The organism is Streptomyces sp. NPDC025638 (assembly GCF_055558775.1).
Genome location: NZ_JBVHLX010000001.1, coordinates 526,022 through 549,014, shown reverse-complemented (window position 1 = coordinate 549,014; position 22,993 = coordinate 526,022). Strand labels below are relative to the sequence as shown.

Below are 22,993 nucleotides of genomic sequence, written 5' to 3'. Positions count from 1 at the left end.
AGGGGCGGCGGCCTGTCACTTCCTCCAGAGAGTGACCGCGCGCATGCGAAGGGGCCCGCCGCACTTTGGTGCGACGGGCCCCCCTTGCGCCCCATTTGCCGGGGCGACCGGCGCTTACTGCGGGTAACCGCGATTACTTCTTGCCCTTGGCCGACCCCGCGCTGTCATCGCTGGAGAGCACGGCGATGAAGGCCTCCTGCGGAACCTCCACGGAACCCACCATCTTCATCCGCTTCTTGCCTTCCTTCTGCTTCTCCAGCAGCTTCCGCTTACGGGAGATGTCACCGCCGTAGCACTTGGCGAGGACGTCCTTGCGGATGGCGCGGATGGTCTCGCGGGCGATGACCCGGGAGCCGATGGCGGCCTGGATGGGCACCTCGAAGGCCTGCCGCGGAATGAGCTCGCGCAGCTTGGCGACGAGCCGCACCCCGTACGCGTACGCGGCGTCCTTGTGGGTGATCGCCGAGAAGGCGTCCACCTTGTCGCCGTGCAGCAGGATGTCGACCTTGACCAGGCTGGAGGTCTGCTCGCCGGTGGGCTCGTAGTCCAGCGACGCGTAACCGCGCGTCTTCGACTTCAGCTGGTCGAAGAAGTCGAAGACGATCTCGGCGAGCGGGAGGGTGTAGCGGATCTCGACCCGGTCCTCGGAGAGGTAGTCCATGCCGAGGAGGGTGCCGCGCCTGGTCTGGCACAGCTCCATGATCGAGCCGATGAACTCGGTCGGCGCCAGGATCGTGGCCCGCACGACCGGCTCGTACACCTCGCCGATCTTGCCTTCGGGGAATTCGCTCGGGTTGGTGACGATGTGCTCGCTGCCGTCCTCCATCACCACGCGGTAGACCACGTTGGGCGCGGTGGCGATCAGGTCGAGCCCGAACTCGCGCTCCAGTCGCTCGCGGATCACGTCGAGGTGCAGCAGACCGAGGAAACCGACGCGGAAGCCGAAGCCGAGAGCCGCCGAGGTCTCCGGCTCGTACACCAGCGCGGCATCGTTGAGCTGCAGCTTGTCCAGGGCCTCGCGCAGCTCGGGGTAGTCCGAGCCGTCCAGCGGATACAGGCCGGAGAAGACCATGGGCTTGGGGTCCTTGTACCCGCCCAGGGCCTCGGTGGCGCCCTTGACCTGACTGGTGACGGTGTCACCGACCTTGGACTGGCGGACGTCCTTCACACCCGTGATCAGGTAGCCCACCTCGCCGACGCCGAGGCCGTCGGCCGACAGCATCTCGGGCGAGTTGGTGCCGATCTCCAGCAGCTCGTGCGTGGCGCCCGTGGACATCATCTTGATCCGCTCGCGCTTGTTGAGCTGACCGTCGATGACACGGACGTACGTGACAACGCCCCGGTACGAGTCGTACACGGAGTCGAAGATCATCGCTCGGGCGGGCGCGTCCTTGACGCCGACCGGCGCCGGGATGTCCCGGACCACCCTGTCGAGCAGCGCGTCGACGCCGAGACCGGTCTTGGCGGAGACCCGCAGCACGTCGTCGGGGTCGCAGCCGACCAGGTTGGCCAGCTCCTCGGCGAACTTCTCGGGCTGTGCGGCCGGCAGATCGATCTTGTTCAGTACGGGGATGATCGTGAGGTCGTTCTCCATCGCCAGGTAGAGGTTGGCGAGGGTCTGGGCCTCGATCCCCTGGGCGGCGTCAACGAGGAGGACGGTCCCCTCACAGGCCGCGAGCGACCGCGAGACCTCATACGTGAAGTCGACGTGCCCCGGGGTGTCGATCATGTTGAGGATGTGGGTCGTGCCCTGGTCGGGGCCCTCGGTCGGGGCCCAGGGCAGACGCACGGCCTGGGACTTGATCGTGATGCCGCGCTCGCGCTCGATGTCCATCCGGTCGAGGTACTGAGCACGCATCTGCCGCTGCTCGACCACACCGGTCAGCTGGAGCATCCGGTCGGCTAGCGTGGACTTGCCGTGGTCGATGTGCGCGATGATGCAGAAATTGCGGATCAGCGCCGGGTCGGTACGGCTCGGCTCGGGCACATTCTTAGGGGTCGCGGGCACGCAGGGTCCTGTCTCTTGAGGCGCCTTATGCCTCGGGTCGGATCGATACGTAGTCTCCATGGTCCCACGGGCGCGGACCGGCGACCGGTTTGGGCCGCTCGGGGGGCCGCTGGTAGCCTGGGTGGCTGTGCCTCATGCCCTCTCGGCGCGAGGCGCATCTTCAAGAAATCATCGGTGCGGGACCCGTGCGGCCCCGTACCAGAACCTGAAAAGGCTCATTCGTGGCGAACATCAAGTCCCAGATCAAGCGGATCAAGACCAACGAGAAGGCTCGGCTGCGCAACAAGGCCGTCAAGTCCTCCCTGAAGACCGCGATCCGCAAGGCCCGCGAGGCCGCTGCCGCGGGTGACGTCGAGAAGGCCACCGAGTACCAGCGCGCTGCCGCGCGTCAGCTCGACAAGGCCGTCTCGAAGGGCGTCATCCACAAGAACCAGGCCGCCAACAAGAAGTCGGCGCTGGCTTCCAAGGTCGCTTCCCTCAAGGGCTGAGTCAACTCCGACTTGACCGCCGGACGGACCCAGAGCGGGCCCTCTCTCATCCGCTCCCGACCGGCAGCCCGAGCTCATACGCGGCCTGCGTTCGCCACGCGGGTATGAGCTCACCAGCTTGATCCGAGGCCCTGCCGCCTCGCCCTTCCCCGGGGCGGACGGCGGGGCCTTCGGCATGTCCGGGTGCCTCCGCCGGGCGGGGGCAACTCCGGGGCCTCTCCCCGGACGCCTCCGGGGCGTCTCCCGGGCGTCTTCGTGAGCGGGTACGGCGAGTGGAGCAGGCAAGCGGCGTGCCCGCGCTGTCAGCGCACCCGCGAGCGCGCGGCCGGACCTTCAGCATTCGCGGGGCCGGACGGGACCGCTCGCGTGACGTTGACGGGTGGCTCGGGAGTGGGGCAGAGGGGCGGCGCGCCCCGCCGGAGGCATCTCCGGGGCGTCTCCCGGGCTGCGCCTCCGTGAACGGTCACGGCGAATGGGCCGGAGAGTCACCACGTGCCGAGGTGGCGCATGCCGAGGCAGTGCGTGCGCCCGCCGTCAGCGTCCCCGGGAGCGGGCCGCCCTGGCGATGGTCACGACCGCCTTCTCCAGCGCGTACTCGGGGTCGTCCCCGCCGCCCTTCACGCCCGCGTCGGCCTCGGCCACCGCTCGCAGCGCGAGCGCGACACCGTCCGGTGTCCACCCCCGCATCTGCTGCCGCACCCGGTCGATCTTCCACGGCGGCATCCCCAGCTCCCGCGCGAGATCGGCGGGCCGGCCGCCCCGCGCGGAGGACAGCTTCCCGATCGCCCGCACGCCCTGGGCCAGCGCGCTGGTGATCAGCACCGGCGCGACCCCGGTGGCCAGCGACCACCGCAGCGCCTCCAGCGCCTCCGCCGTACGCCCCTCGACCGCCCGGTCGGCGACCGTGAAGCTGGAAGCCTCGGCACGCCCGGTGTAGTAGCGCCCGACGACGGCCTCGTCGATCGTCCCCTCGACGTCGGCGACGAGCTGAGTCACCGCGGACGCCAACTCCCGCAGATCGCTCCCGATCGCGTCGACGAGCGCCTGGCACGCCTCGGGCGTGGCCGACCGGCCGAGCCCGCGGAACTCGCTCCGCACGAAGGCGAGACGGTCCGCCGGCTTGGTCATCTTCGGGCAGGCCACCTCCCGCGCGCCCGCCTTGCGCGCCGCGTCGAGCAGCCCCTTGCCCTTGGCCCCGCCCGCGTGCAGCAGCACGAGGGTGATCTCCTCGGCGGGCGCCCCGAGATACGCCTTCACGTCCTTGACCGTGTCGGCCGACAGGTCCTGCGCATTGCGTACGACCACGACCTTGCGCTCCGCGAAGAGCGACGGGCTGGTCAGCTCGGCGAGCGTGCCGGGCTGCAACTGGTCCGGGGTCAGGTCACGTACATCCGTGTCGGCGTCGGCGGCCCTGGCGGCGGCCACCACCTCCTGCACGGCACGGTCGAGCAGGAGGTCCTCCTGGCCCACGGCGAGCGTCACCGGGGCGAGAGGGTCGTCATTCGCAGTCTTCCTGGCCATCGGGACAAGCATCCCACGCGCCACTGACAACGGACCCCGCCGCCGACCCGCGGGCGCCTCCCAGGCCTACGGCTCCTCGGCCTACGGCTCCTCGGCCTACGGCTCCTCGCGCCAGCCGTCCCACTCCCCCGCGAACGCGTTCAGCTCCTCGGGATCCAGCCGCTCGTCCTCGTCCCGCAGGACCACGAGCCACTGCGCGTCCTCGGCGTCGTCCTCACCGGCCAGCGCGTCGCGGACGAGGTGCGGTTCCTCATCGACTCCGAAGCGCTCCGCCAGCGCCTCCACCGCTTCCTCGGCCGCGTCGCGGTCGGGCAGCACCAGTACGTGTCTCACATCGCTCACGGAGTCATTCTCCGGCACCCGAACCGCGCCTGAATCAGTCGTCCCGACTCCGCTTCCGCACGGTCGGCACCGAGTCGAGTTCGATCCCGAACCGCTCCCGGTACACCCCGAGAACCTCCTCGTCCGTGCCCAGTTCACGCACCTCCTTCGTCCCGTCGGCCCCCGTCACCGTCAGCGCCCGCCCGCTGATCGTGATCCTCCCTCCGTCCTCCGTCACCCGCGAACAGACCAGCGACCGCGTGAAGTGCGACACCGGCGAGGTGCTGTGCCACCACGCCCCGGCCGCGAAGTCGCCGAGCACCCGGGGCCTGGTCTCCAGGCGGTACTGGAGCTTCCCGTCACGCGTCACGTCCAGGTCCCCGGCACCGGCCACCTCGCCCGCGCCGTCCACCCCCGCGGCGTCCGGCCCGGCCGCGGCGATCCGAAAGGTCCCGCCGGGATCGCGCTGCTCCCCGCGCTCCGCGAAGGCAAGCGGACCATGGCTGTGCGCCCCGAACCCCACATCGGCCAGCCACTCGCTCCCGTCCGCCGCCCGCACCCGCAGCGCGAGATGGTCGTACGGAATCCCCAGCCGCCCCTCGTCCCCGTACACCCGCCCCGCGAGCAGGACGACGTCGAAGCCCAGCGCGGCGAGCAACGCCCCGAAGGAGCCGTTCAGTTCGTAACAGAACCCGCCCCTTCGCGCCCCCAGCAGCTTGTCCAGCAGCCGCTTCTCCTCCAGAACGATCTCCTCGCCGAGGTGGATCGACAGGTTCTCGAAGGGCACGGCCCGCAGATGACGCACATGCAGATCCCGCAGAACCCCGACGGTGGGCCGCTCCGGGCGCTCGGCCCCCAGACGGCGGAGATAGGCATCGACCTGTGCTGTATTCATGCACTCAGTCTCGCGCCACCCGCAGCCCTCCGTCCGCTCCACCCGCCCCGACGACCGCGAGCGCCCCGTCCCGGTCCGTACGCAGCACCACCGCCCCTCCGGCACGCAGCGCCGCCACGGTGCCGGGCGCCGGGTGGCCGTACGGGTTGTCCGCACCGCACGAGATCAGCGCCACCCGCGGCGCCACCAGACGTATCAGATCCGGATCCTGATAGGCCGACCCATGGTGGGCGACCTTGAGCACATCCACACCGGCCAGCTCGGCAGCCGCCGGCGATCTCAACAGCGCCTGCTGGGCCGGGGGTTCGAGGTCCCCCAGGAGGAGCAGCCGCAACCCGGCCGAGCGCACGAGCATCGCCACGCTCGCGTCATTGGGGCCGTCGGGATCAGGGGCCACCGGGCTCGGGGGCGGCCACAGCACCTGCCAGGACAGCCCACCGGTGCGCACCTCCTCCCCGGCGACGGCACGGGTGAGCCGAATGTGCCGCCGCGCCGCCTCCTTCCGTACGAACTCGGCCTGGTCCACGGGCTCCTCGAAGCCGGTCGTCTCGATCACACCCACCGAGCGCCCCCTCAGCACACCGGGCAGTCCCGTGACGTGATCCGCGTGGAAGTGGGTCAGCACCACGAGCGGGATCCGGGTGATACCGAGCTCCCGCAGACAGCGGTCGACCAGCGCCGGATCGGGTCCGGCATCCACGACCACTCCAGTGCCCTCCCCCGCCGCCAGCACCGTCGCGTCCCCCTGTCCCACGTCGCACATCGCGAACCGCCAGCCCGGTGGCGGCCAGCCCGTGAGCACCCGGGTCAGCGGCGCCGGCCGCACCACCACCAGCAGGAGCAGCGCCCCGCAGACGGCGCACCACCACGGGTGCCGCAGCAGCCGCCGACCGGCGGAGACAAGGAACACCGTGACCACGGCGAGCAACAGCGCCCCCGTCCAGCTGCCCGGCCAGTCCACTCCCGCGCCCGGCAGCGCGGCCCCGGTCCGGGCCACCTGCGCGATCCATCCGGCAGGCCAACTCGCGCACCAGGCCAGCACCTTGGCCACCGGTATCGCCACTGGCGCCGACCCGAGTGCCGCGAACCCGAGCACCGTGGCCGGCGCCACCGCCGCCTCGGCGAGCAGATTGCAGGGCACCGCCACCAGGCTCACCCGCGCCGACAGCACAGCGACGACCGGCGCGCACACAGCCTGCGCCGCGGCAGCCGCCGCCAGCGCCTCGGCCAACCGCCCGGGCACCCGGCGCCGACGCAGCGCCACGCTCCAACCCGGCGCGAGCACCAGCAGCGAGCCGGTGGCCAGCACCGAGAGCAGGAACCCGTAACTACGGGCCAGCCACGGGTCGTACAGCACCAGCAGCAGGACGGCCGTCGCCAGCGCCGGGACGAGCGATCTGCGGCGTCCCGTCGCCAGGGCCAGCAGTGCCACCGATCCGCAGGCCGCGGCCCGCAGCACGCTCGGGTCCGGTCGGCACACGACGACGAACCCGGTCGTGAGCGCCGCCGCGAGGAGCGCGGTGCTCCGCAGCGAGATGCCGAGGCGCGGGGCGAGCCCACGGCGCTCCACGCGCTGGGCCAGGCCGGGCGGCCCGAGCAGCAACGCGAGCAGGATCGTGAGGTTGCTGCCGGAGACGGCGAGCGTGTGCGCCAGGTCCGTCTCCTTGAACGCCTCGTCCAGCTCGGGTGTGATCCGTGAGGTGTCCCCGACGACCAGCCCCGGAAGCAGCGCACGGGCATCCGCCGGAAGCCCGTCGGTGGCCTCGCGCAGCCCCGCCCGCAACCGTCCCGCCAGCCGCTGCGGCCCGTTCGGCCCCGCCACGATCTCCGGCACCTGCCGCGCCGTGACCCGCAGCACGGCCGCGGTCCGGTCCCCGCCCGTCATCACGGGCGCCAGCCGCGCGCTCACCCGCAGCCGGGTCGTGGGCAACAGCCCGAGCCAGGCCGAACGCCCCGAGGGCCGGGCTGAGGCTGCTCGCGCCGCCGGCTCCGGGGCCGGGACATCACCGTCGACGATCATCAGCACCGGTGTCCGCGTCGCCACGGCCGTCCCGTCCCTCTCCTCGACGCTCCGCACCTCCGCGTGGATCAGGACGGCTACCGGAGCCGCGTGATCCCCTCTCACCCGGGGCCTGCTCAGCCGGGGATCGGAGCCGAGTTCGACCTCGGCGGTCACGGTGGCGTACTGCCGGGCCAGCACGGGCACGGGCCCGCGACGCAGATCCGCTCCATGCAGCCCGGCGGAGACGGCGGCCGCGGCGACGCAGAGCAATACGGCGGCCGACGCGGCACGCGGCAGGGGTCCTGCCCAGGCGGACCATGCCCTCGTCGGTGCGGGCAGGGCCGCCACCCCGTCGTCCGAGTGGCGTCGTCCACCTGGTCGTCCGCGTCTTCCCGACGCCAGGAGGAGGCACCCTGTGATCAGGCATACGGCCGCGATGGCGGCTGTCCGTGCAGGCGGTGTGTCGAGCGTCAGTGCCGCCGTCGCCCAGGCCGCGAGCGCGGGCGGTACCAGGCGCAGGTCCGTCGGACCTTCCTGCCGCGGGTGCGCGGCGCCCAGCCGTTTCCCGGAGGCGGCGTGCACGTCAGCCCGGCCGATGGTGACGCGGTCGCCGGACACCTGGCTCATGGCCGCACCAGATTCCGCAGATCGGCGAAGCGGCGGTCGCCGATGCCGTTGACCTGGCGCAATTCGTCGACCGAGCGGAAGCCGCCGTGCTGGGTGCGGTAGTCGACGATGTGCTGAGCGAGCACGGGGCCGACACCGGGCAAGGTGTCGAGCTGGTCCGTGGTGGCCGTGTTGAGGGAGATCGGGGCCGAGGGTCCTTGCGCGCCCGCTGTGGAGCCGGCCGGCCCGGAGCCGGTGACACCGCCTGTGCCGGGCCCCGCGGCCGGTGCGGGACCGCCGACGACGACCTGTTCACCGTCCACGAGGAAGCGCGCGCGGTTGAGGCCCTCGGTGCTGGTGCCGGGGCGCACTCCGCCCGCCGCCCGCAGCGCGTCGGCCACCCGTGAACCTGCGGGCAGGCGCTGGATCCCCGGGTCGCGGACCTTGCCGCTGACGTCCACCACGATGTCCGCCCCGGCGACACCCGGAGCGCTGCCGCCGGTGCCCCCGGGCCCGGACCTACCTGCCTGCCCGGCCTGCCCGTTCCCCTCGCTCTTGTCCTCCTTCCGGTACGGAGCCTCCGCCCGTACCACCTGGGGCGCGCTGACCGGCTGGGTGCGGCCGGCCCAGAAGTGCTGCACGGCGAACACCGCGGCGACGACGAGGAGCACCGCGAGCGCGACCACGCCCCGCCGTTCCAGGCCGCACCTGACCTGCAGCCACATCGGCATCCGCTCACGCAGGGCGAGCCCGGCACGCTCCCTCCAGTCCGGCACCACTCGTTCGTCGTCAGCGCCGGTGTCGGTGTCGGTGTCGGTGTCGGGCAGGACGGTGCCGTCCTCGTCCCGGCTCACCCTGTGCACTGGGTTCGCCTTCTGCACCGGGCTCGCCTTTTGCACGGGGCTCAACCCCGGCGCCGTACCCGTCACCCTCACCGTGTCCGCGCACACCCCCCTCCCCGGCGGCGCGTTCCCCGACTCCCGCCACTGCACGGCGTGTTCACCGAAGAGCAGTTCCGCGCGGCGGCGCAGTTCTTCCGCCGGTGCGGAGCGGTGCCGGGCTCGGGGGCGGGTGTCGTGGCGGGTCGGTGGACGGCGGTGGCGGTTGCGGCCGTCGGAGGCCGGAGCGCGGCCCGGGCCGCTGGTCGCGGACGAGATGCGGGTGCGTGATCGAAGTGCCATGCGACGAGGATCGGGCATCCCGCCGATTCACGATGATCTTGCTCAATTTCCGTGGATCAGCGACCTGTTGTGGAAAACTCCGGCACTCGCACGGGTGAAGCAGCCGTCATCGCGGGGAGACGACGGCACCCAGCAGTCCGGGTCCCGTGTGCGCCCCGATCACTGCCCCGACCTCGCTCACATGCAGGTCGGCCAGTCCGGGCACCCGGGTCCGCAGCCGGTCGGCGAGGGCCGACGCCCGATCGGGGGCGGCGAGATGATGGACGGCGATGTCGACCTCGGCGGTGCCGGCCCGGTCGGCCACGATCTCCTCCAGCCGGGCGATCGCCTTCGACGCCGTACGCACCTTTTCGAGGAGTTCGATGCGGCCGCCGTCCAGCTGCAGCAGCGGTTTCACGGCGAGCGCGGAGCCCAGCAGGGCCTGGGCGGCGCCGATGCGGCCGCCGCGGCGCAGATAGTCGAGCGTGTCGACGTAGAAGTACGCGGAGGTGCCCGCGGCCCGCTTCTCCGCGGCCGTGACGGCCTCGTCCACGGTGCCGCCCGCCTCGGCCGCCTCGGCGGCGGCGAGCGCGCAGAAGCCGAGGGCCATCGCGACCATCCCGGTGTCCACCACGCGCACCGGCACCGGCGCCTCGCGCGCGGCGACGACCGCCGCGTCGTAGGTGCCGGACAGCTCGGCGGAGAGGTGCAGCGAGACGATGCCACTGGCCCCGGACTCGGCGACCCTACGGTAGGTCTCCGCAAACACCTCTGGGCCGGGACGGGAGGTGGTGACCGGGCGCCGCTTCTGCAGTGCCTGGGCGAGGGAGCGGGTCGAGATCTCAGTGCCCTCTTCGAGCGCCTGGTCGCCAAGGACCACGGTCAGGGGCACCGCGGTGATGCCGTGGCGCTCCATCGTCCGCGGCGGCAGGTAGGCCGTTGAATCGGTGACGATCGCGACATGGCGGGACATGAGCTGGAGGTTACCTGGCGTAGTGGCCGAACGGCAGCCCGGCCCTGCTCACCTGGGCCGGGACCGGCCGGATCAAGTGGTGCTCTCGGGGCGGGGCTTCTTCTGCCACGGGTAGGAAGGGCGTGCGCCGGGCGGGGTGATGGCGGTCCGGGTCGGCTCGTCGGCGGTGCCGGACCCCGGGGTCCCGGGCCAGGTCTGCTGCGCGGTGCGGGCGTCGGCGTCGGCGTCGGCGTCGGCGTCGGCGTCGGCGTCGGCGTCGGCGTCGGCCGGAGCCTCGGGCCACAGAGAGGACGTGTCCTCGCTGTCCGAGCGGGTCCAGTGCCGCAGCGCGCCGGTCTCGACGTCGATCTGGGTGCTGAGTGCGTCCAGATCGTCGTCGGCGAAGCGCTGGGCCCGGTCGCGGACCGCCCAGCGCAGGGAGTCGGCGGACCGGGTGATGCGCTCGGTGCGCTTGCGCAGCTCGGGCAGCCGGGCCGCGAGCGTGGCCCGGTCCGGCTCGGACTCCATGCGCTTGAGCTCTTCGTCCAGTTCGTGTCCGTGCACGCTCAGCCGCTGGAAGAGGCCCAGGGACTCCCTGAGCGACTCGTCCTCGGCCACGCCCGCGTGCAGCGCGTCCTGGGTGGCGCGCATCGAGGTACGCAGGGTGAGCCGGAGCTGGGCGATCTCGCCCGCCGGGCCGGTCTGGGTGAAGGACTTGGCGCGCAGGGTGTGGTCCTCGACCGTGCGGCGCGCCTGGGTGATCGTGCGGTCGACGCCTCGCTTGGCGGCGCCGATCGCCTTGACCACCGCAAAGGTGCCCAGGACCACGAAGAGCAGGAAGAGCAGGGCGAACACGGTGAAGAATGCTTCCACGACGCTCCTCCTCAGGCCCCTCGCGGCACGCGCCGCGCCGCTCTTCGTGCTTCTCCACGGTAAACGCAGCAGGCAGGTCCGGAGTTCCGGAAGAACCCCGAACCTGCCCGTAGGGGACTACCCCGAGGCGCCGGCCGCTCAGGCCGGGACGATGTTCACCAGCTTCGGTGCCCGCACGATCACCTTGCGGATCCCCGCGCCGCCCAGCGCCCGCACGACGTTCTCGTCGGCCAGCGCCACCTTTTCCAGCTCCTCGTCGGAGATGGCCGGCGGGACCTCCAGGCGGGCCTTGACCTTGCCCCTGATCTGCACGACGCAGGTCACGGTCTCGTCCACCACGTACTGCGGGTCGGCGACCGGGAAGTCCTGGTGGACGACCGAGTCGGTGTGGCCCAGCCGGCGCCACAGCTCCTCGGCGATGTGCGGGGCCAGCGGCGCGGCCATCAGCACCAGTGCCTCGGCGACCGGGCGCGGCAGGGTGCCGCCCGCCTTGGTCAGGTGGTTGTTCAGCTCGGTGACCTTGGCGATGGCGGTGTTGAAGCGCAGGCCCTCCAGGTCCTGGCGAACGCCGTCGATCGCCTTGTGCAGGGCGCGCAGGGTCTCCTCGTCGGGCTCGGCGTCGGAGACGGTGACCTCGCCGGTCGCCTCGTCGACGACGTTGCGCCACAGCCGCTGCAGCAGCCGGAACTGGCCCACCACCGCGCGCGTGTCCCACGGCCGGGAGACGTCCAGCGGGCCCATCGCCATCTCGTACAGGCGCAGCGTGTCGGCGCCGTACTCGGCGGCGATCTCGTCCGGAGTCACCGCGTTCTTCAGGGACTTGCCCATCTTGCCCAGCAGACGGGAGACCTTCTCGCCCTCGTAGTAGTAGGCGCCGTCGCGCTCCTCCACCTCGGCCGCGGGCACCGCGATGCCACGGCTGTCGCGGTAGACATAGGCCTGGATCATGCCCTGGTTGAACAGCTTGTGGAACGGCTCGGCGGAGGAGACGTGCCCCAGGTCGTACAGGACCTTGGACCAGAAGCGGGCGTACAGCAGGTGCAGCACGGCGTGCTCGGCGCCGCCGACGTACAGGTCGACACCGCCGTGCGGCTGGCCCTCGCGCGGGCCCATCCAGTACTGCTCGATCTCGGGGTCGACCAGCTTCTCGCTGTTGTGCGGGTCCAGGTAGCGCAGCTCGTACCAGCACGAACCGGCCCAGTTGGGCATGGTGTTGGTCTCGCGGCGGTACTTCTTCGGTCCGTCGCCCAGGTCCAGGGTGACGTTGACCCAGTCCTCGTTGCGGGACAGCGGGGTCTCGGGCTGGGTGTCGGCGTCGTCCGGGTCGAAGGTGCGCGGCGAGTAGTCCTCGACCTCGGGCAGCTCCAGCGGCAGCATCGACTCGGGCAGCGAGTGGGCGATGCCGTCCTCGTCGTAGACGATCGGGAAGGGCTCGCCCCAGTAGCGCTGGCGGCTGAACAGCCAGTCGCGCAGACGGAAGTTGACGGTGCCCTGGCCGATGCCCCTGCGCTCCAGCCACTCGGTGATGCGCGCCTTGGCGTCGGCGACGCCCAGGCCGTCCAGCTTGATGTCGTCGTTGGAGGAGTTGATGATCTTCGCGTCGTACGACGCGAAAGCGTCCTCCCACGTGGACGTGTCGGTGCCGCGCCCGTCGGTCGGCTCGACGATGCAGTGGATCGGCAGTTCGAAGGCGCGCGCGAACTCGAAGTCGCGCTGGTCGCCCGCCGGGACGGCCATGATCGCGCCGGTGCCGTAGCCCATCAGCACGTAGTCGGCGATGAAGACGGGGATCCGCTCGCCGTTGACCGGGTTGGTGGCGTACGCGCCGGTGAAGACGCCGGTCTTGTCCTTGGCCTCGGCCTGCCGCTCCACGTCGGACTTGGCGCCGGCCTGCGCGCGGTACGCGGCGACGGCCTCGGCCGGGGTCGCGTGGCCGCCGGTCCACACCGCGTGGGTGCCCTCGGGCCAGGTCTGAGGGGTGAACTTCTCGACCAGCGGGTGCTCGGGGGCCAGCACCATGTAGGTCGCGCCGAACAGGGTGTCCGGGCGCGTGGTGAAGACCGTGATGTGCTCGCCGTCGATCGGGAAGTCGACGCGGGCACCCTCGGAGCGGCCGATCCAGTTGCGCTGCTGCAGCTTGATGGCCTCGGGCCAGTCCAGCTCCTCCAGGTCCGCCAGCAGCCGGTCGGCGTAGGCGGTGATGCGCATGTTCCACTGGCGCAGCTTGGCCTTGAAGACCGGGAAGTTGCCGCGCTCGGAGCGGCCGTCGGCGGTGACCTCCTCGTTGGCCAGCACGGTGCCCAGGCCGGGGCACCAGTTGACCGGGGCGTCGGAGGCGTAGGCCAGCCGGTACTCGCCCAGGACGTCGGCGCGCTCGGTGGCGGTCAGCTGGTTCCACGCGCGCCCGTGGTCACCGGGTACGGCGCGCTCGCCGCTCTCGAACTGGGCGATCAGCTCGGAGATCGGGCGGGCCTTGTCCGCCTCGTCGTCGTACCAGGAGTTGAAGATCTGCAGGAAGATCCACTGGGTCCACTTGTAGTAGTCCGGGTCGATCGTCGCGAACGACCGGCGCTTGTCGTGGCCCAGACCCAGCCGGCGCAGCTGGGCCTTCATGTTCTCGATGTTGGCCTCGGTGGACACGCGCGGGTGCGTGCCGGTCTGCACGGCGTACTGCTCGGCGGGCAGGCCGAAGGCGTCGAAGCCCAGGGTGTGCAGGACGTTGTGGCCGGTCATGCGCTGGAAGCGGGCGTAGACATCGGTGGCGATGTAGCCCAGGGGGTGACCGACGTGCAGGCCCGCACCCGAGGGGTACGGGAACATGTCCATGATGAACTTCTTGGGCTTGGCGGCCAGCTCGGGGTTGCCGGCCAGATCACCCTTCGGGTTCGGAGCGGCGTAGGTGCCGTCGGCGTCCCAGAAGTCCTGCCAGCGTGCCTCGATCTCGGCCGCCATGGCAGCCGTGTAGCGGTGCGGCGCCGCCTCCGCTGACGTAGCAGCGGCGGCAGCGGGGTTCGTCTCGCTCATGATCCTCAAAGCTCCATCGGTCGTCTCTGCCTGCGGCGTGTCGTCCTAGAAACGAAAAATCCCCTCACGCAGGAGGGGATGCCGCGCCGATGCCGGCCGCCCGGTTCACCCGGCGGTCGGGACTGATCAGCGCGGCCCGCTAAGCAGAAGGCGTACGGCACGCATGGCGTCAGGGTACCGCAGGCGTTGAGCAAGTCGCGACGCGCTTCCGTATGCCTGGCTGACACAACGAACACGGCAGCAAGGTCTGAACCAAGGTCAAAGCTTACTTCGCGTAACACCGCACTAGGGGACATCGCATCAGTCGCATTGTCCTTTGATAACAACGCAATAACTCAAACCTCGTACTGATCGGTATGGCGCCGCTTAGAGTTCGGCAGCGGGACCGCTTTCCCGAACTGCTCGGAGTTGCCCCCATGAACCCTCGTCGTAGTAACAGCTCGCTCCCCAAGCCCGGCCGGTCGGCCTATGGGGTGGCGTCGGCTGTCGTTCTGCTGCTCATACCCGTGGTGGTACTGAACGGCGGCAGCTGGCTCCAGGACTTCCTCAACTTCGGTGCGGGCGTCCTGTCGCTCGTCTGCCTCACCTGCTCGGTGATCTGGGGCCTGATCGCCCAGGACCGGCTCATCCTCGACACGCGCCAGCGGATCATTGCCCAAGGCATCCACCGGGTGACCGCCGTCGCCTCGATCGCGTTCCTCCTGGTGCACATCACGATCAAGCTGGCGCTTGAGCACACCGTCCTGATCGCCGCGCTGATCCCCTTCAGCCTCGGCGTCTCGGGCAGCGGCGGGCTCATCGGCCTCGGTTCCCTGGCCGGTCTGCTCATGATCTTCGTGGGTGTCACCGGCGCGCTGCGCAACCAGTTCGCCTCGCCGGCACCGGTGGCCGCACGCTGGCGCGCCATGCACATGCTGGCCTACCCGGCCCTGTGCGCGGCTCTCATCCACGGCCTGTTCGCGGGACGTCCGGCCAAGACGTTCTTCATGGTGTCGTACGAGCTGTGCCTGGTCGGAGTGATGGCGGCCCTCGCCCTGCGCGCCGCGCCGCGCAGCTTCAAGCGCAAGGTCGCCGACCGGATCGTCGCGATCATCGGCAACGAGGAGCGCTCCGGCCTCGACGGGCTGGACGCGAGCCGGGCCCGGACGGCGGAGGCCTCGTCCGGACTGCCGGGATACGAGAACGAGCGCCCGGCCAGGCCGTCGTTCTCGGACACGGCGGCAGCTCCCGCGGCAGCCGCCTACGGCGCCGCCGCGACCCCCGAGCCCGCGTCCGGCTTCGCGGCCGCCTACCGGGCCGTGAAGACGCCCTCACGAGCCGAGCAGGGCTTCGCCGCCGGCCAGACCGCGCGCATGGACCTGCCGCTGGACATGCAGGCCACTTCGGCGATGCCGCGCATGGACGGGACCTCCAGCACGTCGGGCAGCTGGCCGATCCCCTCTCCGCCGCCGGTGGGCGAGGCGCCGCCGTCGGCGTACGACCCGCTCCAGGACACCGGATACAACATTCCGGTCTATGGCAATTCGGACGGTGCCGGGTATCGCGGAAGTGACGTGTACGACACCGGTGAGACGAACAACCTCTACGGCACGTACAACTCGAACGACACGTACAACAGCGGTCCCGCCAATGAACCATCCCCCGGCACGTCGTACGACACGCCGGGTTCGGGCGAACCTTGGAACACGCCTTCCGGAGGCTATAGGTGAACGAGGCCCTGCCCGACGTACCAGAAGTCCGCGTGGTCGGACTTCCTCAGCTCACGTCGGGCTTCGACCTTGTCGAAAGGCTCGATCTGCCCATGCACCTGAAGGTGCACGGGCCGCTTGAACCCCTGGGCGGCGAACAGCTCGCGCAGCTCGCCGAACGGATCAACCTGAAGGGCCGCGGCGGCGCGGGCTTCCCCTTCCACAAGAAGCTGCGCTCGGTCGCCGAAGCGGCGATCAAGCGCGGCGTACGGCCGGTCGTCGTCGTCAACGGAAGCGAGGACGAACCGGCCTGCCGCAAGGACACGGTGCTGATCAACCGTGCCCCGCACCTGATCCTGGACGGCGCGCTGCTGTGCGCCGAGGCCCTGGGTGCCCGCACGCTCGTGGTGGGGGTCACCCGTGAGTCGACCCAGCGCTCCATGGAGGCCGCGCTCGCCGAACGCGGCCTGTCCAACGGCCGCCGGTCGGCGCTCAAGGCGTTCGTCCAGCGCAACCCCGTCCGCATGGTCACCGGCGCCGCAGCGTCGCTGATCCGCTCGATCGACGGCGGCCCGGCGATCCCGCCCGGCCGCAAGACCAGCGCCTCGCAGAACGGCGTCGGCGGCGCGCCCACACTGCTGTCGAACGCCGAGACGTTCGCCCAGCTGGCGATCGCCGCCCGCATCGGCCCGGAGCGCTACGGCAACACCGGCCTGTACGACGAGCCGGGCACCGTCATGCTGACGGTCTCCGGCGCGGTCGCCCGCCCGATGGTGATCGAGGTGCCCACCGGCGTGCCGCTGCGCTACGTCCTCCAGCTGGCCGGGGCCCCGCCGGTGCCGCAGGGCGTGCTGACCGGCGGATACCACGGCAAGTGGATCGACGCGGCGACGGTCAACGAGGCGATCGTCTCCCGCAACTCCCTGGACGCGGTGGGCGGCGCGCTCGGAGCCGGCGCCATTCTGCCGATCACTCAGGAGACGTGCCCGCTGGGCGAGTCGCTGCGGGTGGCCCAGTGGCTGGCCGAGGAGAGCGCGGGACAGTGCGGTCCCTGCTACCTCGGGCTGCCCGCCGCCGCGCGCGGCATGGAGGACATCCTCAACGGCGGCGGACCGGCCGCTCTGGAGGCTCTCAAGCAGGTCGCCAAGAACGTGAAGCGGCGCGGCGCGTGCTCGCACCCGGACGGCTCGGCGATGTTCCTGGAGTCGACCATCAAGGCGTTCACCGACGACCTCGCCGCCCATGTCCTCGGAAACGGCTGCGGAAGACCCGTGGAGGGCGTTCTGCCGCTCTTCGAGGCGGGCATGGCACCGTCGGGCATCACGGGTGGCGGACAGCCGGAGGAGAGCGGAGGCAGCCGCCAGAAGATCTACGTGGACTGGACGCTGTGCCGGGGCCACGGCCTGTGCGCGGACATCCTCCCGGAGGTCTTCCAGCTCGGCGCCGACGGCTTCCCGACCGTCGCCCAGGCGAAGGTGCCGCAGTACGCGGAGGCGAAGGCCCTGCGCGCGGTGCGCCGCTGCCCGGCGCTGGCGCTGCGCATCGAGGAGGACACACGCTCGCAGGCGCCGTCCCGCAACCTTCCGGTCGTCTCCCAGGGCCGCGGCCGCCGCGCCCTCGGCCGCTGAGCACACGAACGGCGGGTCACCCGGCTCGGGTGGTCCGCCCCCGTCGTGCCACGACCGCCTCCGTACACGACGAAGGCGGGTCATCCGATCGGATGACCCGCCTTCGATTTCTGTGGAGCTAAGGAGAATTGAACTCCTGACCTCCTGCATGCCATGCAGGCGCTCTACCAACTGAGCTATAGCCCCGTGCGGCCATGCGGTGGAACCGCATCTTCACCGTGTCGCCCGGTTTCCCCGGCGGCGACGCCAACATTACACGGTCGAAGGGGTGCACCACCAAATCGTTTCCGTTCTGTACGGATTCGGAGGCTAGTGTCGCGCTTCGTGTCCGTGATCGCGATCCCTGAAGCCCGCCGCAGCGCATCGGTCGCCCTGGGCGCGTGCCTCTTCTCCTTCACCGTGTTCTGGGTCGCACAGCGGGCCGCCGACGTGTCGATGATCGACCTGATGGTGTACCGGGCCGAGGGGGCGACCGTCCGCGCGGGCGGCGACCTGTACGCGCTGCGGGCGACCCCCGAGCATCTGCCCACCACCTACCCGCCGTTCGCGGCCCTGCTGTTCACTCCGCTGACGCTCCTGGACGTCCCGCTCCTGCGCGCGACGGCGACGGCCGGGAACCTCGCCCTGCTGGTGGTGTTCGTGCGGCTGTCGCTGAAACTCGTGGGGCACGCGCGCGTGGAGAGCGTCTGGTGGGTCGCGGCGGCGGCCGTGTGGTGCGAGCCGGTGTGGACGACGCTGCGCTACGGACAGGTCAACCTGTTGCTCGCCGTCCTGGTGCTGTGGGATCTGTCTCGCCGTCCGGGCGACGGCCCGGCCCGCTGGGCCGGAGCCGGCCTGGGGCTCGCCGCGGCGGTCAAGCTGACACCCGCGCTGTTCGCGGTGTTCCTGCTCGCCACCGGCTGCGTGGCGCACCTCGGGGGCGGCGACGGACGGCCCTGGCTGCGGCACGCGCGCGGGGCGGCCGCCACGTTCGCCGGGGCGACGCTGCTGGCGGCGGCCGTCCTGCCGTACGACTCGTGGCGCTTCTGGACGCGCATGGTCTTCCGCATGAACCGGGTGGGGCATGCCGAGGAGACCGCCAATCAGGCCCTGCGCGGCGTTCTGGCGCGTCTGCTGCACACACCGGTCCCGGGAGCCCTCTGGGCCGCCCTGGCGGCTCTGGTGGCCGTGACAGGGCTCTCGGTGGCGGTCCTGGCGGAGCTGCGGGACCGGCGGGCGTGGGCGGTGCCCGTCTGCGCGGTGACGGCGCTGTTGATCAGCCCGGTTTCGTGGTCGCACCACTGGGTGTGGTGTGTGCCACTGGTACTGCTGCTGTGGACGCGAGGGCACCGGGCGGCCGCCCTGGGCACCCTGCTGGTCTTCTGCTCGTACGCCCTGTGGTGGGTGCCCCACGGGCTGGGGCGGCCCGAACTGCACCAGGGGGGCGTCGCGTTGGCGCTGTCCGGCCTCTACGCGGGGGCCGGACTCGTCTTCCTGGCGCTCGCCGGACATCGTTGCCGAGGCCCGGCCGGGGTCAGGCCGTGACGAACGAGTAGAACCGCTTGAGCGTGCAGTGCTCCTCGAGGAGCCGGCCGTAGATCGGCTCGCCCTCCAGCTCGCGGTACGTCTCGATCGGGTCGCCTTTTATGATCAGCGCCCGCGCGCATTCCTCGCACCAGTACTGGTAGTCGGGGTTGATCGGCTCCATGTCCCGGACGATCGGCGTTCCGCTCCCGCACCAGTCGCACTTTCGCCTGTGTGCACCCATAGATCAGCTCCAGCTGTGGCCGCAGGCCGTGCACACGTAGGAGATCCCGCCGTTGTCGCCGAGTACTTGGGCCACATGGCCGGAACCGCAGGAAGGGCAGCTGAGACGGGTGGCCGTGTCCCGTATCAACGTCGCAGCGAAGAGGTGGCCCACCTCCCCGAGGATGCTCGCAGGCATCGCTACTCCCTCCCGTCGGGCGGCGCCCCCTTCCGGCCGTTTGATTCTGCCACGGCCGGGCCAATACGGTCAGCGACGCCTCAGTACCAGTCCGGACACGGCACCCACCGAGGCGGTGCCGGCCAGTGCCCACATGCACGCAGAAAGCGCCTCCGCAGAGGTATACGCCGCTGGGGCCCCGAGTGACTCAAGGCGGTTCAAGAACAGTGTGCCGAACGCCGCCACACCGATCAGCTGACCGAGCTGGGTGACCGTCGCCAGCAGCCCGCTGGCGTCCGCCGCGTCCTGCGGCCGCACCGCCGCCAGCGCCCCGGTCAGGGTCGGGCCGAAGGCGAGCGCGAGCCCGGCGCCCAGGCCGACGAACGCGGCGTACAGCCCGGCTCCGCCGTCGCCGCCGCCGCGGAGCACGAGACCGACACCGGCCACCGACACGGCGGTGAGCGCGAAGCCGGCCGGGGCCAGTGCCCGCTGCCAGGAGGCAGGCAGGCGCCGCCAGGTCAGCCCGACCGCGCCGAAGACCACCGCGGTCGGCGCGAAGCCCAGACCGGCACGCAGCGCACTGTGCCCGAGGCCGCCCTGGAGGTGCAGCGTGAGCGCGAACAGGAATCCGGCGTTGACCGCCATGACGGCCAGGATGCGGAAGACGGCCAGGCCCATCCCGGGGTGCCGCAGCACCCGGGGCGCGATCAGCGGGGCGCCGCCGCACCGGGCCAGCCGGGCCTCGTAGCCGCAGAACAGCGCGAAGAGGACCACGGCGGCCACCAGGGACAGCCAGGTCCACAGCGGCCAGTCCTCCTCCTGCCCGAGCACCAGCGGCACCGTCAGCAGCGAGACGGAGGCACCGAGCAGCACCAGCCCCGGCAGGTCCAGGCCCCGCGCCGCGCCCGGCCCGGCCGCGCCGCCCCTCGGCAGGACACGCCTGCCGAGCACCAGCAGTACGGCGCCCACCGGCACGTTCACCAGGAAGACCGGCCGCCAGCCGGTGCCGAGGAGGTCGGCGCCGACCAGCAGGCCGCCGATGGTCTGCCCGGCCGCGGCGCCCACGGCGAGGACCGCCGAGTACGCGCCGAGCGCCCGGACCCTGGCCTCGCCGGTGAAGGTGCGCTGGATCAGGCTGAGCACCTGCGGGATCATCACCGCCGACCCGGCGCCCTGCACCAGCCGGAACACGATCAGCTCGGTGGAGCCCCGGGCCAGGCCGCAGGCGAGCGAGGCGGCGGTGAACAGGGCGAGGCCGACGAGGTGGACGCGGCCGTGGCCGAACCGGTCGCCGAGCCGTGCGCCGGTGATCAGCAGCACGGAGTAGGTGATGGCGTATCCGGCGATCACCAGCTGCAAGTCGGCGCCGGAGGCGTGGAGTTCGGAACCGATGGTGGGGGCCGCGACGTTCACGATGAAGACGTCGAGGACCGCCATGAACTGTGCCGTGAGCACGAGCGCGAGCAGCAGCCGGGGCCGGTTGTCAGTGCCGGGTGTTTCACTGATCGCAGGGCCCGGAGCGGGCGTGGGACCCGGTCCCGTTCGGAATGTCGTCGTCATGCGGTCGAGCCTGGCGACGCGCCGATACGGGTGCCGAGAGCCCGCCGATGCTGGTACTGACAGCACCTGGCAGGGGACGGACCGGGCACCGACGATGAAAGCGTGACGACGGGGGACGTGACGATGAGGACGACACAGCGCCGCCGGCCGGAGCTGGCCGCCTTCCTGCGCAGCAGGCGCGCCCGGGTGACACCGGCCGACGTCGGTATGCCACCGGGGCTGCGCAGGCGCACACCGGGACTGCGCAGGGAAGAGGTCGCCCAGCTCTCGGGCGTGGGGGTGACCTGGTACACATGGCTGGAGCAGGGCCGTCCGATCAACGCGTCCGCGCAGGTCCTGGACGCCGTTGCGCGCACCCTGCAGCTGGATCCGCCGGAGCGGGAGCATCTGTACCGCCTGGCGGAGGTGCCGTTCGACGCGGTTCCGGAGATGCCGACGCGGACGGTCGGACCGGAGGTGCAGGGCATCATCGACGCCCTCGACCCGCTCCTGGCGGTGGTCTACAACGCGCGGTACGACATCCTCGCCGCCAATTCGCCCTACCGGGATCTGTTCGCGGTGCCGCCGCCCCTCAGCACCGGTGTGCCGAACGTGCTGTGGTTGCTGTGCACGGTGCCGGAGGAGGCCTGCCCGGTGGTGCACCTGGAGCACGAACTTCCGGTGATGGTGGCCACTTTGCGGTCCTCCTACGGCAGACATGTCGGCGAGCCTGCCTGGGAGAACCACATACGCGCGCTGTCGGCGGCCAGCCCGTACTTCGCCGAGCTGTGGGCGAGCGGTGCGGTGACGCAACCGGGGCCACGAGTGAAGACGTTCCGTCACGAGGCGGTGGGAGAACTGCGGATGACCTCGCAGTCGCTGTCGGTGGACGGGATGCCGGAGTGCCGGATCGTGGTCTACACACCGGAGGACGAAGGGGCCCGCGACAAGCTCGTGTTGCTCCGGGAGCGCAGACATCGGCTGTGGCCGCCGCCGGACGGCGAGGCGGCCGGGATCATCCGTAGGTGGAACGCAGAGGATCCCGCCCCCTGAGGGGACGGGATCCTCATCACCGATCTTTGACAACTCAAGAGAGTGTCGATCCGTGGAGCTAAGGAGAATTGAACTCCTGACCTCCTGCATGCCATGCAGGCGCTCTACCAACTGAGCTATAGCCCCGTACGTTCCTCCCGCTCGGCGGGCGAACAAGAAGAACTTTAGCCTGCGACCTGCCGGAAAGCGAAATCCGGGGTCCGGGGCGCGAAGGACGCTCAGTCGTCGTCGCCGAGGACGGGCTCCGGGAGGGTGCCCGCGTTGTGCTCCAGGAGGCGCCAGCCGCGTACGCCCTCGCCGAGGACGGACCAGCAGCAGTTGGAGAGGCCGCCGAGACTCTCCCAGTGGTTGGCCTCCAGGCCGAGCAGCCGCCCGATGGTTGTGCGGATGGTACCGCCGTGGCTGACCACCACGAGGGTGCCGTCCTCGGGCAGCTTCTCGGCGTGCCGCAGCACGACGGGCGCCGCGCGGTCGGCGACCTCGGTCTCCAGTTCGCCGCCGCCGCGGCGGACGGGCTCGCCGCGCTTCCACGCGGTGTACTCCCTGCCGTACCGGGCGATGATCTCCTCGTGCGTCAGGCCCTGCCAGACGCCCGCGTAGGTCTCGCGCAGGGCCTCGTCGCGGGCGACCTCCAGACCGGTGAGCTCGGCGAGCTCGGCGGCCGTGTGCACGGCGCGCTGGAGGTCCGAGCAGACGATCGCGTCGGGCTTCAGGGAGGCGAGCAGCCGCGCCGCGCGCCGGGCCTGACCGACACCGGTCTCGGTGAGCTCGACGTCCGTGGAGCCCTGGAAGCGGCGCTCCACGTTCCAGGCGGTCTGCCCGTGCCGCCACAGGATGATCCGGCGGCCCCGGTCCTTCCGGTCCGTCACCTCACCCGTGGGGCTCATCACCACTCCCCGTCCAGTTCGGCCGCGTCCTCGGCGGCCTGCAGCTTGGCGTGCTCCTCGGCCTTGCCGCGGGTGGCCTTGGCGTCGGCGGGCAGCTCGAGCTCGGGGCAGTCCTTCCACAGCCGCTCCAGGGCGTAGAAGACACGCTCCTCGCTGTGCTGCACGTGGACGACGATGTCGACGTAGTCGAGCAGGACCCAACGGGCCTCGCGGTCGCCCTCGCGGCGCACCGGCTTGGCGCCGAGCTCCTTCAGGAGCCGCTCCTCGATCTCGTCGACGATCGACTTGACCTGGCGGTCGTTGGGGGCGGACGCCAGCAGGAAGGCATCCGTGATCGAGAGCACATCGCTGACGTCGTAGGCGATGACGTCATGGGCGAGCTTGTCGGCGGCCGCCTGGGCGGCGGCGTTGATGAGCTCGATGGAACGGTCGGTGGCGGTCACTG

The 22,993-nt window shown here is 71.2% G+C and carries 19 protein-coding genes and 2 tRNA genes; 5 read left to right on the top strand and 16 right to left on the bottom strand.

Annotated features, from left to right (window positions below):
- Positions 1-133: 133 nt before the first annotated feature.
- On the bottom strand, positions 134-2,008 hold the full coding sequence (lepA, locus tag ACZ4EG_RS02450) for a translation elongation factor 4 (RefSeq protein ID WP_390706534.1): 1,875 nt from the start codon (positions 2,006-2,008) through the stop codon (positions 134-136).
- 221 nt (positions 2,009-2,229) lie between these two features.
- On the opposite strand from lepA, the gene rpsT reads away from it, so the two are divergent.
- Entirely contained in the window at positions 2,230-2,496 is a 267-nt protein-coding gene (gene rpsT / locus ACZ4EG_RS02445; RefSeq protein ID WP_015660447.1) for a 30S ribosomal protein S20, read from the top strand.
- A gap of 534 nt (positions 2,497-3,030) precedes the next feature.
- Here rpsT and holA read toward each other — a convergent pair.
- The 8 genes from holA to leuS form a co-directional block, all read right to left on the bottom strand.
- Positions 3,031-4,017 carry a DNA polymerase III subunit delta gene (gene holA, locus ACZ4EG_RS02440; RefSeq protein ID WP_263208616.1) on the bottom strand — a complete coding sequence of 329 codons (987 nt, stop codon included), beginning with the start codon at positions 4,015-4,017 and terminating at the stop codon, positions 3,031-3,033.
- A gap of 96 nt (positions 4,018-4,113) precedes the next feature.
- On the bottom strand, positions 4,114-4,359 hold the full coding sequence (locus ACZ4EG_RS02435; RefSeq protein ID WP_363295106.1) for a hypothetical protein: 246 nt from the start codon (positions 4,357-4,359) through the stop codon (positions 4,114-4,116).
- Between the two features lie 34 nt (positions 4,360-4,393).
- Entirely contained in the window at positions 4,394-5,233 is an 840-nt protein-coding gene (locus ACZ4EG_RS02430) for an arylamine N-acetyltransferase family protein (protein ID WP_453551768.1), read from the bottom strand.
- A gap of 4 nt (positions 5,234-5,237) precedes the next feature.
- The gene (locus ACZ4EG_RS02425) at positions 5,238-7,862 is read right to left on the bottom strand and encodes a ComEC/Rec2 family competence protein (RefSeq protein ID WP_467789243.1); all 2,625 of its coding nucleotides are present in this window, start codon (positions 7,860-7,862) and stop codon (positions 5,238-5,240) included.
- On the bottom strand, positions 7,859-9,022 hold the full coding sequence (locus tag ACZ4EG_RS02420) for a ComEA family DNA-binding protein (RefSeq protein ID WP_467789242.1): 1,164 nt from the start codon (positions 9,020-9,022) through the stop codon (positions 7,859-7,861). Before ACZ4EG_RS02420 ends, ACZ4EG_RS02425 begins: the two co-directional genes overlap by 4 nt.
- 106 nt (positions 9,023-9,128) lie before the next feature.
- Positions 9,129-9,974, bottom strand: coding sequence for a DegV family protein (locus ACZ4EG_RS02415; RefSeq protein ID WP_467789241.1), 846 nt, complete (start codon positions 9,972-9,974; stop codon positions 9,129-9,131).
- Positions 9,975-10,046: 72 nt separating this feature from the next.
- Entirely contained in the window at positions 10,047-10,826 is a 780-nt protein-coding gene (locus ACZ4EG_RS02410) for a hypothetical protein (RefSeq protein ID WP_467789240.1), read from the bottom strand.
- A gap of 138 nt (positions 10,827-10,964) precedes the next feature.
- The gene (gene leuS / locus ACZ4EG_RS02405) at positions 10,965-13,850 is read right to left on the bottom strand and encodes a leucine--tRNA ligase (protein WP_467789239.1); all 2,886 of its coding nucleotides are present in this window, start codon (positions 13,848-13,850) and stop codon (positions 10,965-10,967) included.
- A 416-nt stretch (positions 13,851-14,266) separates the two neighbouring features.
- Here leuS and ACZ4EG_RS02400 point away from each other — a divergent pair, with 416 nt between their 5' ends.
- Positions 14,267-15,559 carry a cytochrome b/b6 domain-containing protein gene (locus ACZ4EG_RS02400; RefSeq protein ID WP_467789238.1) on the top strand — a complete coding sequence of 431 codons (1,293 nt, stop codon included), beginning with the start codon at positions 14,267-14,269 and terminating at the stop codon, positions 15,557-15,559.
- A complete protein-coding gene (locus ACZ4EG_RS02395; RefSeq protein WP_453551751.1) occupies positions 15,556-17,166 on the top strand; it encodes an NADH-ubiquinone oxidoreductase-F iron-sulfur binding region domain-containing protein in 1,611 nt (536 codons plus the stop codon). Before ACZ4EG_RS02400 ends, ACZ4EG_RS02395 begins: the two co-directional genes overlap by 4 nt.
- A gap of 113 nt (positions 17,167-17,279) precedes the next feature.
- Here ACZ4EG_RS02395 and ACZ4EG_RS02390 read toward each other — a convergent pair.
- Positions 17,280-17,352: transfer RNA gene (locus ACZ4EG_RS02390), tRNA-Ala, on the bottom strand.
- Positions 17,353-17,490: 138 nt separating this feature from the next.
- Here ACZ4EG_RS02390 and ACZ4EG_RS02385 point away from each other — a divergent pair.
- On the top strand, positions 17,491-18,690 hold the full coding sequence (locus tag ACZ4EG_RS02385) for a glycosyltransferase 87 family protein (RefSeq protein ID WP_467789237.1): 1,200 nt from the start codon (positions 17,491-17,493) through the stop codon (positions 18,688-18,690).
- Here the strand turns inward: ACZ4EG_RS02385 and ACZ4EG_RS02380 are convergent.
- From ACZ4EG_RS02380 to ACZ4EG_RS02370, 3 genes are all read right to left on the bottom strand, one after another.
- Complete coding sequence (locus ACZ4EG_RS02380) at positions 18,680-18,913, bottom strand: hypothetical protein (protein WP_006136074.1); 234 nt, start codon at positions 18,911-18,913, stop codon at positions 18,680-18,682. The genes ACZ4EG_RS02385 and ACZ4EG_RS02380 overlap by 11 nt on opposite strands.
- A 3-nt stretch (positions 18,914-18,916) precedes the next feature.
- Complete coding sequence (locus ACZ4EG_RS02375; RefSeq protein ID WP_453551745.1) at positions 18,917-19,090, bottom strand: hypothetical protein; 174 nt, start codon at positions 19,088-19,090, stop codon at positions 18,917-18,919.
- A gap of 69 nt (positions 19,091-19,159) precedes the next feature.
- On the bottom strand, positions 19,160-20,629 hold the full coding sequence (locus tag ACZ4EG_RS02370; protein ID WP_467789236.1) for an MFS transporter: 1,470 nt from the start codon (positions 20,627-20,629) through the stop codon (positions 19,160-19,162).
- 123 nt (positions 20,630-20,752) lie between these two features.
- On the opposite strand from ACZ4EG_RS02370, the gene ACZ4EG_RS02365 reads away from it, so the two are divergent.
- Positions 20,753-21,661, top strand: coding sequence for a helix-turn-helix transcriptional regulator (locus ACZ4EG_RS02365; RefSeq protein WP_467789467.1), 909 nt, complete (start codon positions 20,753-20,755; stop codon positions 21,659-21,661).
- Between the two features lie 53 nt (positions 21,662-21,714).
- Here the strand turns inward: ACZ4EG_RS02365 and ACZ4EG_RS02360 are convergent.
- From ACZ4EG_RS02360 to rsfS, 3 genes are all read right to left on the bottom strand, one after another.
- Positions 21,715-21,787 (bottom strand) — tRNA-Ala (locus ACZ4EG_RS02360).
- A 92-nt stretch (positions 21,788-21,879) separates the two neighbouring features.
- Entirely contained in the window at positions 21,880-22,548 is a 669-nt protein-coding gene (locus tag ACZ4EG_RS02355) for a histidine phosphatase family protein (protein ID WP_467789235.1), read from the bottom strand.
- The gene (gene rsfS, locus ACZ4EG_RS02350) at positions 22,548-22,991 is read right to left on the bottom strand and encodes a ribosome silencing factor (RefSeq protein ID WP_467789234.1); all 444 of its coding nucleotides are present in this window, start codon (positions 22,989-22,991) and stop codon (positions 22,548-22,550) included. Before rsfS ends, ACZ4EG_RS02355 begins: the two co-directional genes overlap by 1 nt.
- Between the last annotated feature and the right edge of the window lie 2 nt (positions 22,992-22,993).

What these genes read in the sequence shown, in the direction of transcription:
- holA (WP_263208616.1), bottom strand. Translation starts at nt 4,017, where the DNA reads ATGGCCAGGAAGACTGCGAATGACGACCCTCTCGCCCCGGTGACGCTC.
- ACZ4EG_RS02430 (WP_453551768.1), bottom strand. Translation starts at nt 5,233, where the DNA reads ATGAATACAGCACAGGTCGATGCCTATCTCCGCCGTCTGGGGGCCGAG.
- ACZ4EG_RS02425 (WP_467789243.1), bottom strand. Translation starts at nt 7,862, where the DNA reads ATGAGCCAGGTGTCCGGCGACCGCGTCACCATCGGCCGGGCTGACGTG.
- ACZ4EG_RS02420 (WP_467789242.1), bottom strand. Translation starts at nt 9,022, where the DNA reads ATGGCACTTCGATCACGCACCCGCATCTCGTCCGCGACCAGCGGCCCG.
- ACZ4EG_RS02415 (WP_467789241.1), bottom strand. Translation starts at nt 9,974, where the DNA reads ATGTCCCGCCATGTCGCGATCGTCACCGATTCAACGGCCTACCTGCCG.
- leuS (WP_467789239.1), bottom strand. Translation starts at nt 13,850, where the DNA reads ATGAGCGAGACGAACCCCGCTGCCGCCGCTGCTACGTCAGCGGAGGCG.
- ACZ4EG_RS02400 (WP_467789238.1), top strand. Translation starts at nt 14,267, where the DNA reads ATGAACCCTCGTCGTAGTAACAGCTCGCTCCCCAAGCCCGGCCGGTCG.
- ACZ4EG_RS02380 (WP_006136074.1), bottom strand. Translation starts at nt 18,913, where the DNA reads ATGGGTGCACACAGGCGAAAGTGCGACTGGTGCGGGAGCGGAACGCCG.
- ACZ4EG_RS02375 (WP_453551745.1), bottom strand. Translation starts at nt 19,090, where the DNA reads ATGCCTGCGAGCATCCTCGGGGAGGTGGGCCACCTCTTCGCTGCGACG.
- ACZ4EG_RS02370 (WP_467789236.1), bottom strand. Translation starts at nt 20,629, where the DNA reads ATGACGACGACATTCCGAACGGGACCGGGTCCCACGCCCGCTCCGGGC.
- ACZ4EG_RS02365 (WP_467789467.1), top strand. Translation starts at nt 20,753, where the DNA reads ATGAGGACGACACAGCGCCGCCGGCCGGAGCTGGCCGCCTTCCTGCGC.
- ACZ4EG_RS02355 (WP_467789235.1), bottom strand. Translation starts at nt 22,548, where the DNA reads ATGAGCCCCACGGGTGAGGTGACGGACCGGAAGGACCGGGGCCGCCGG.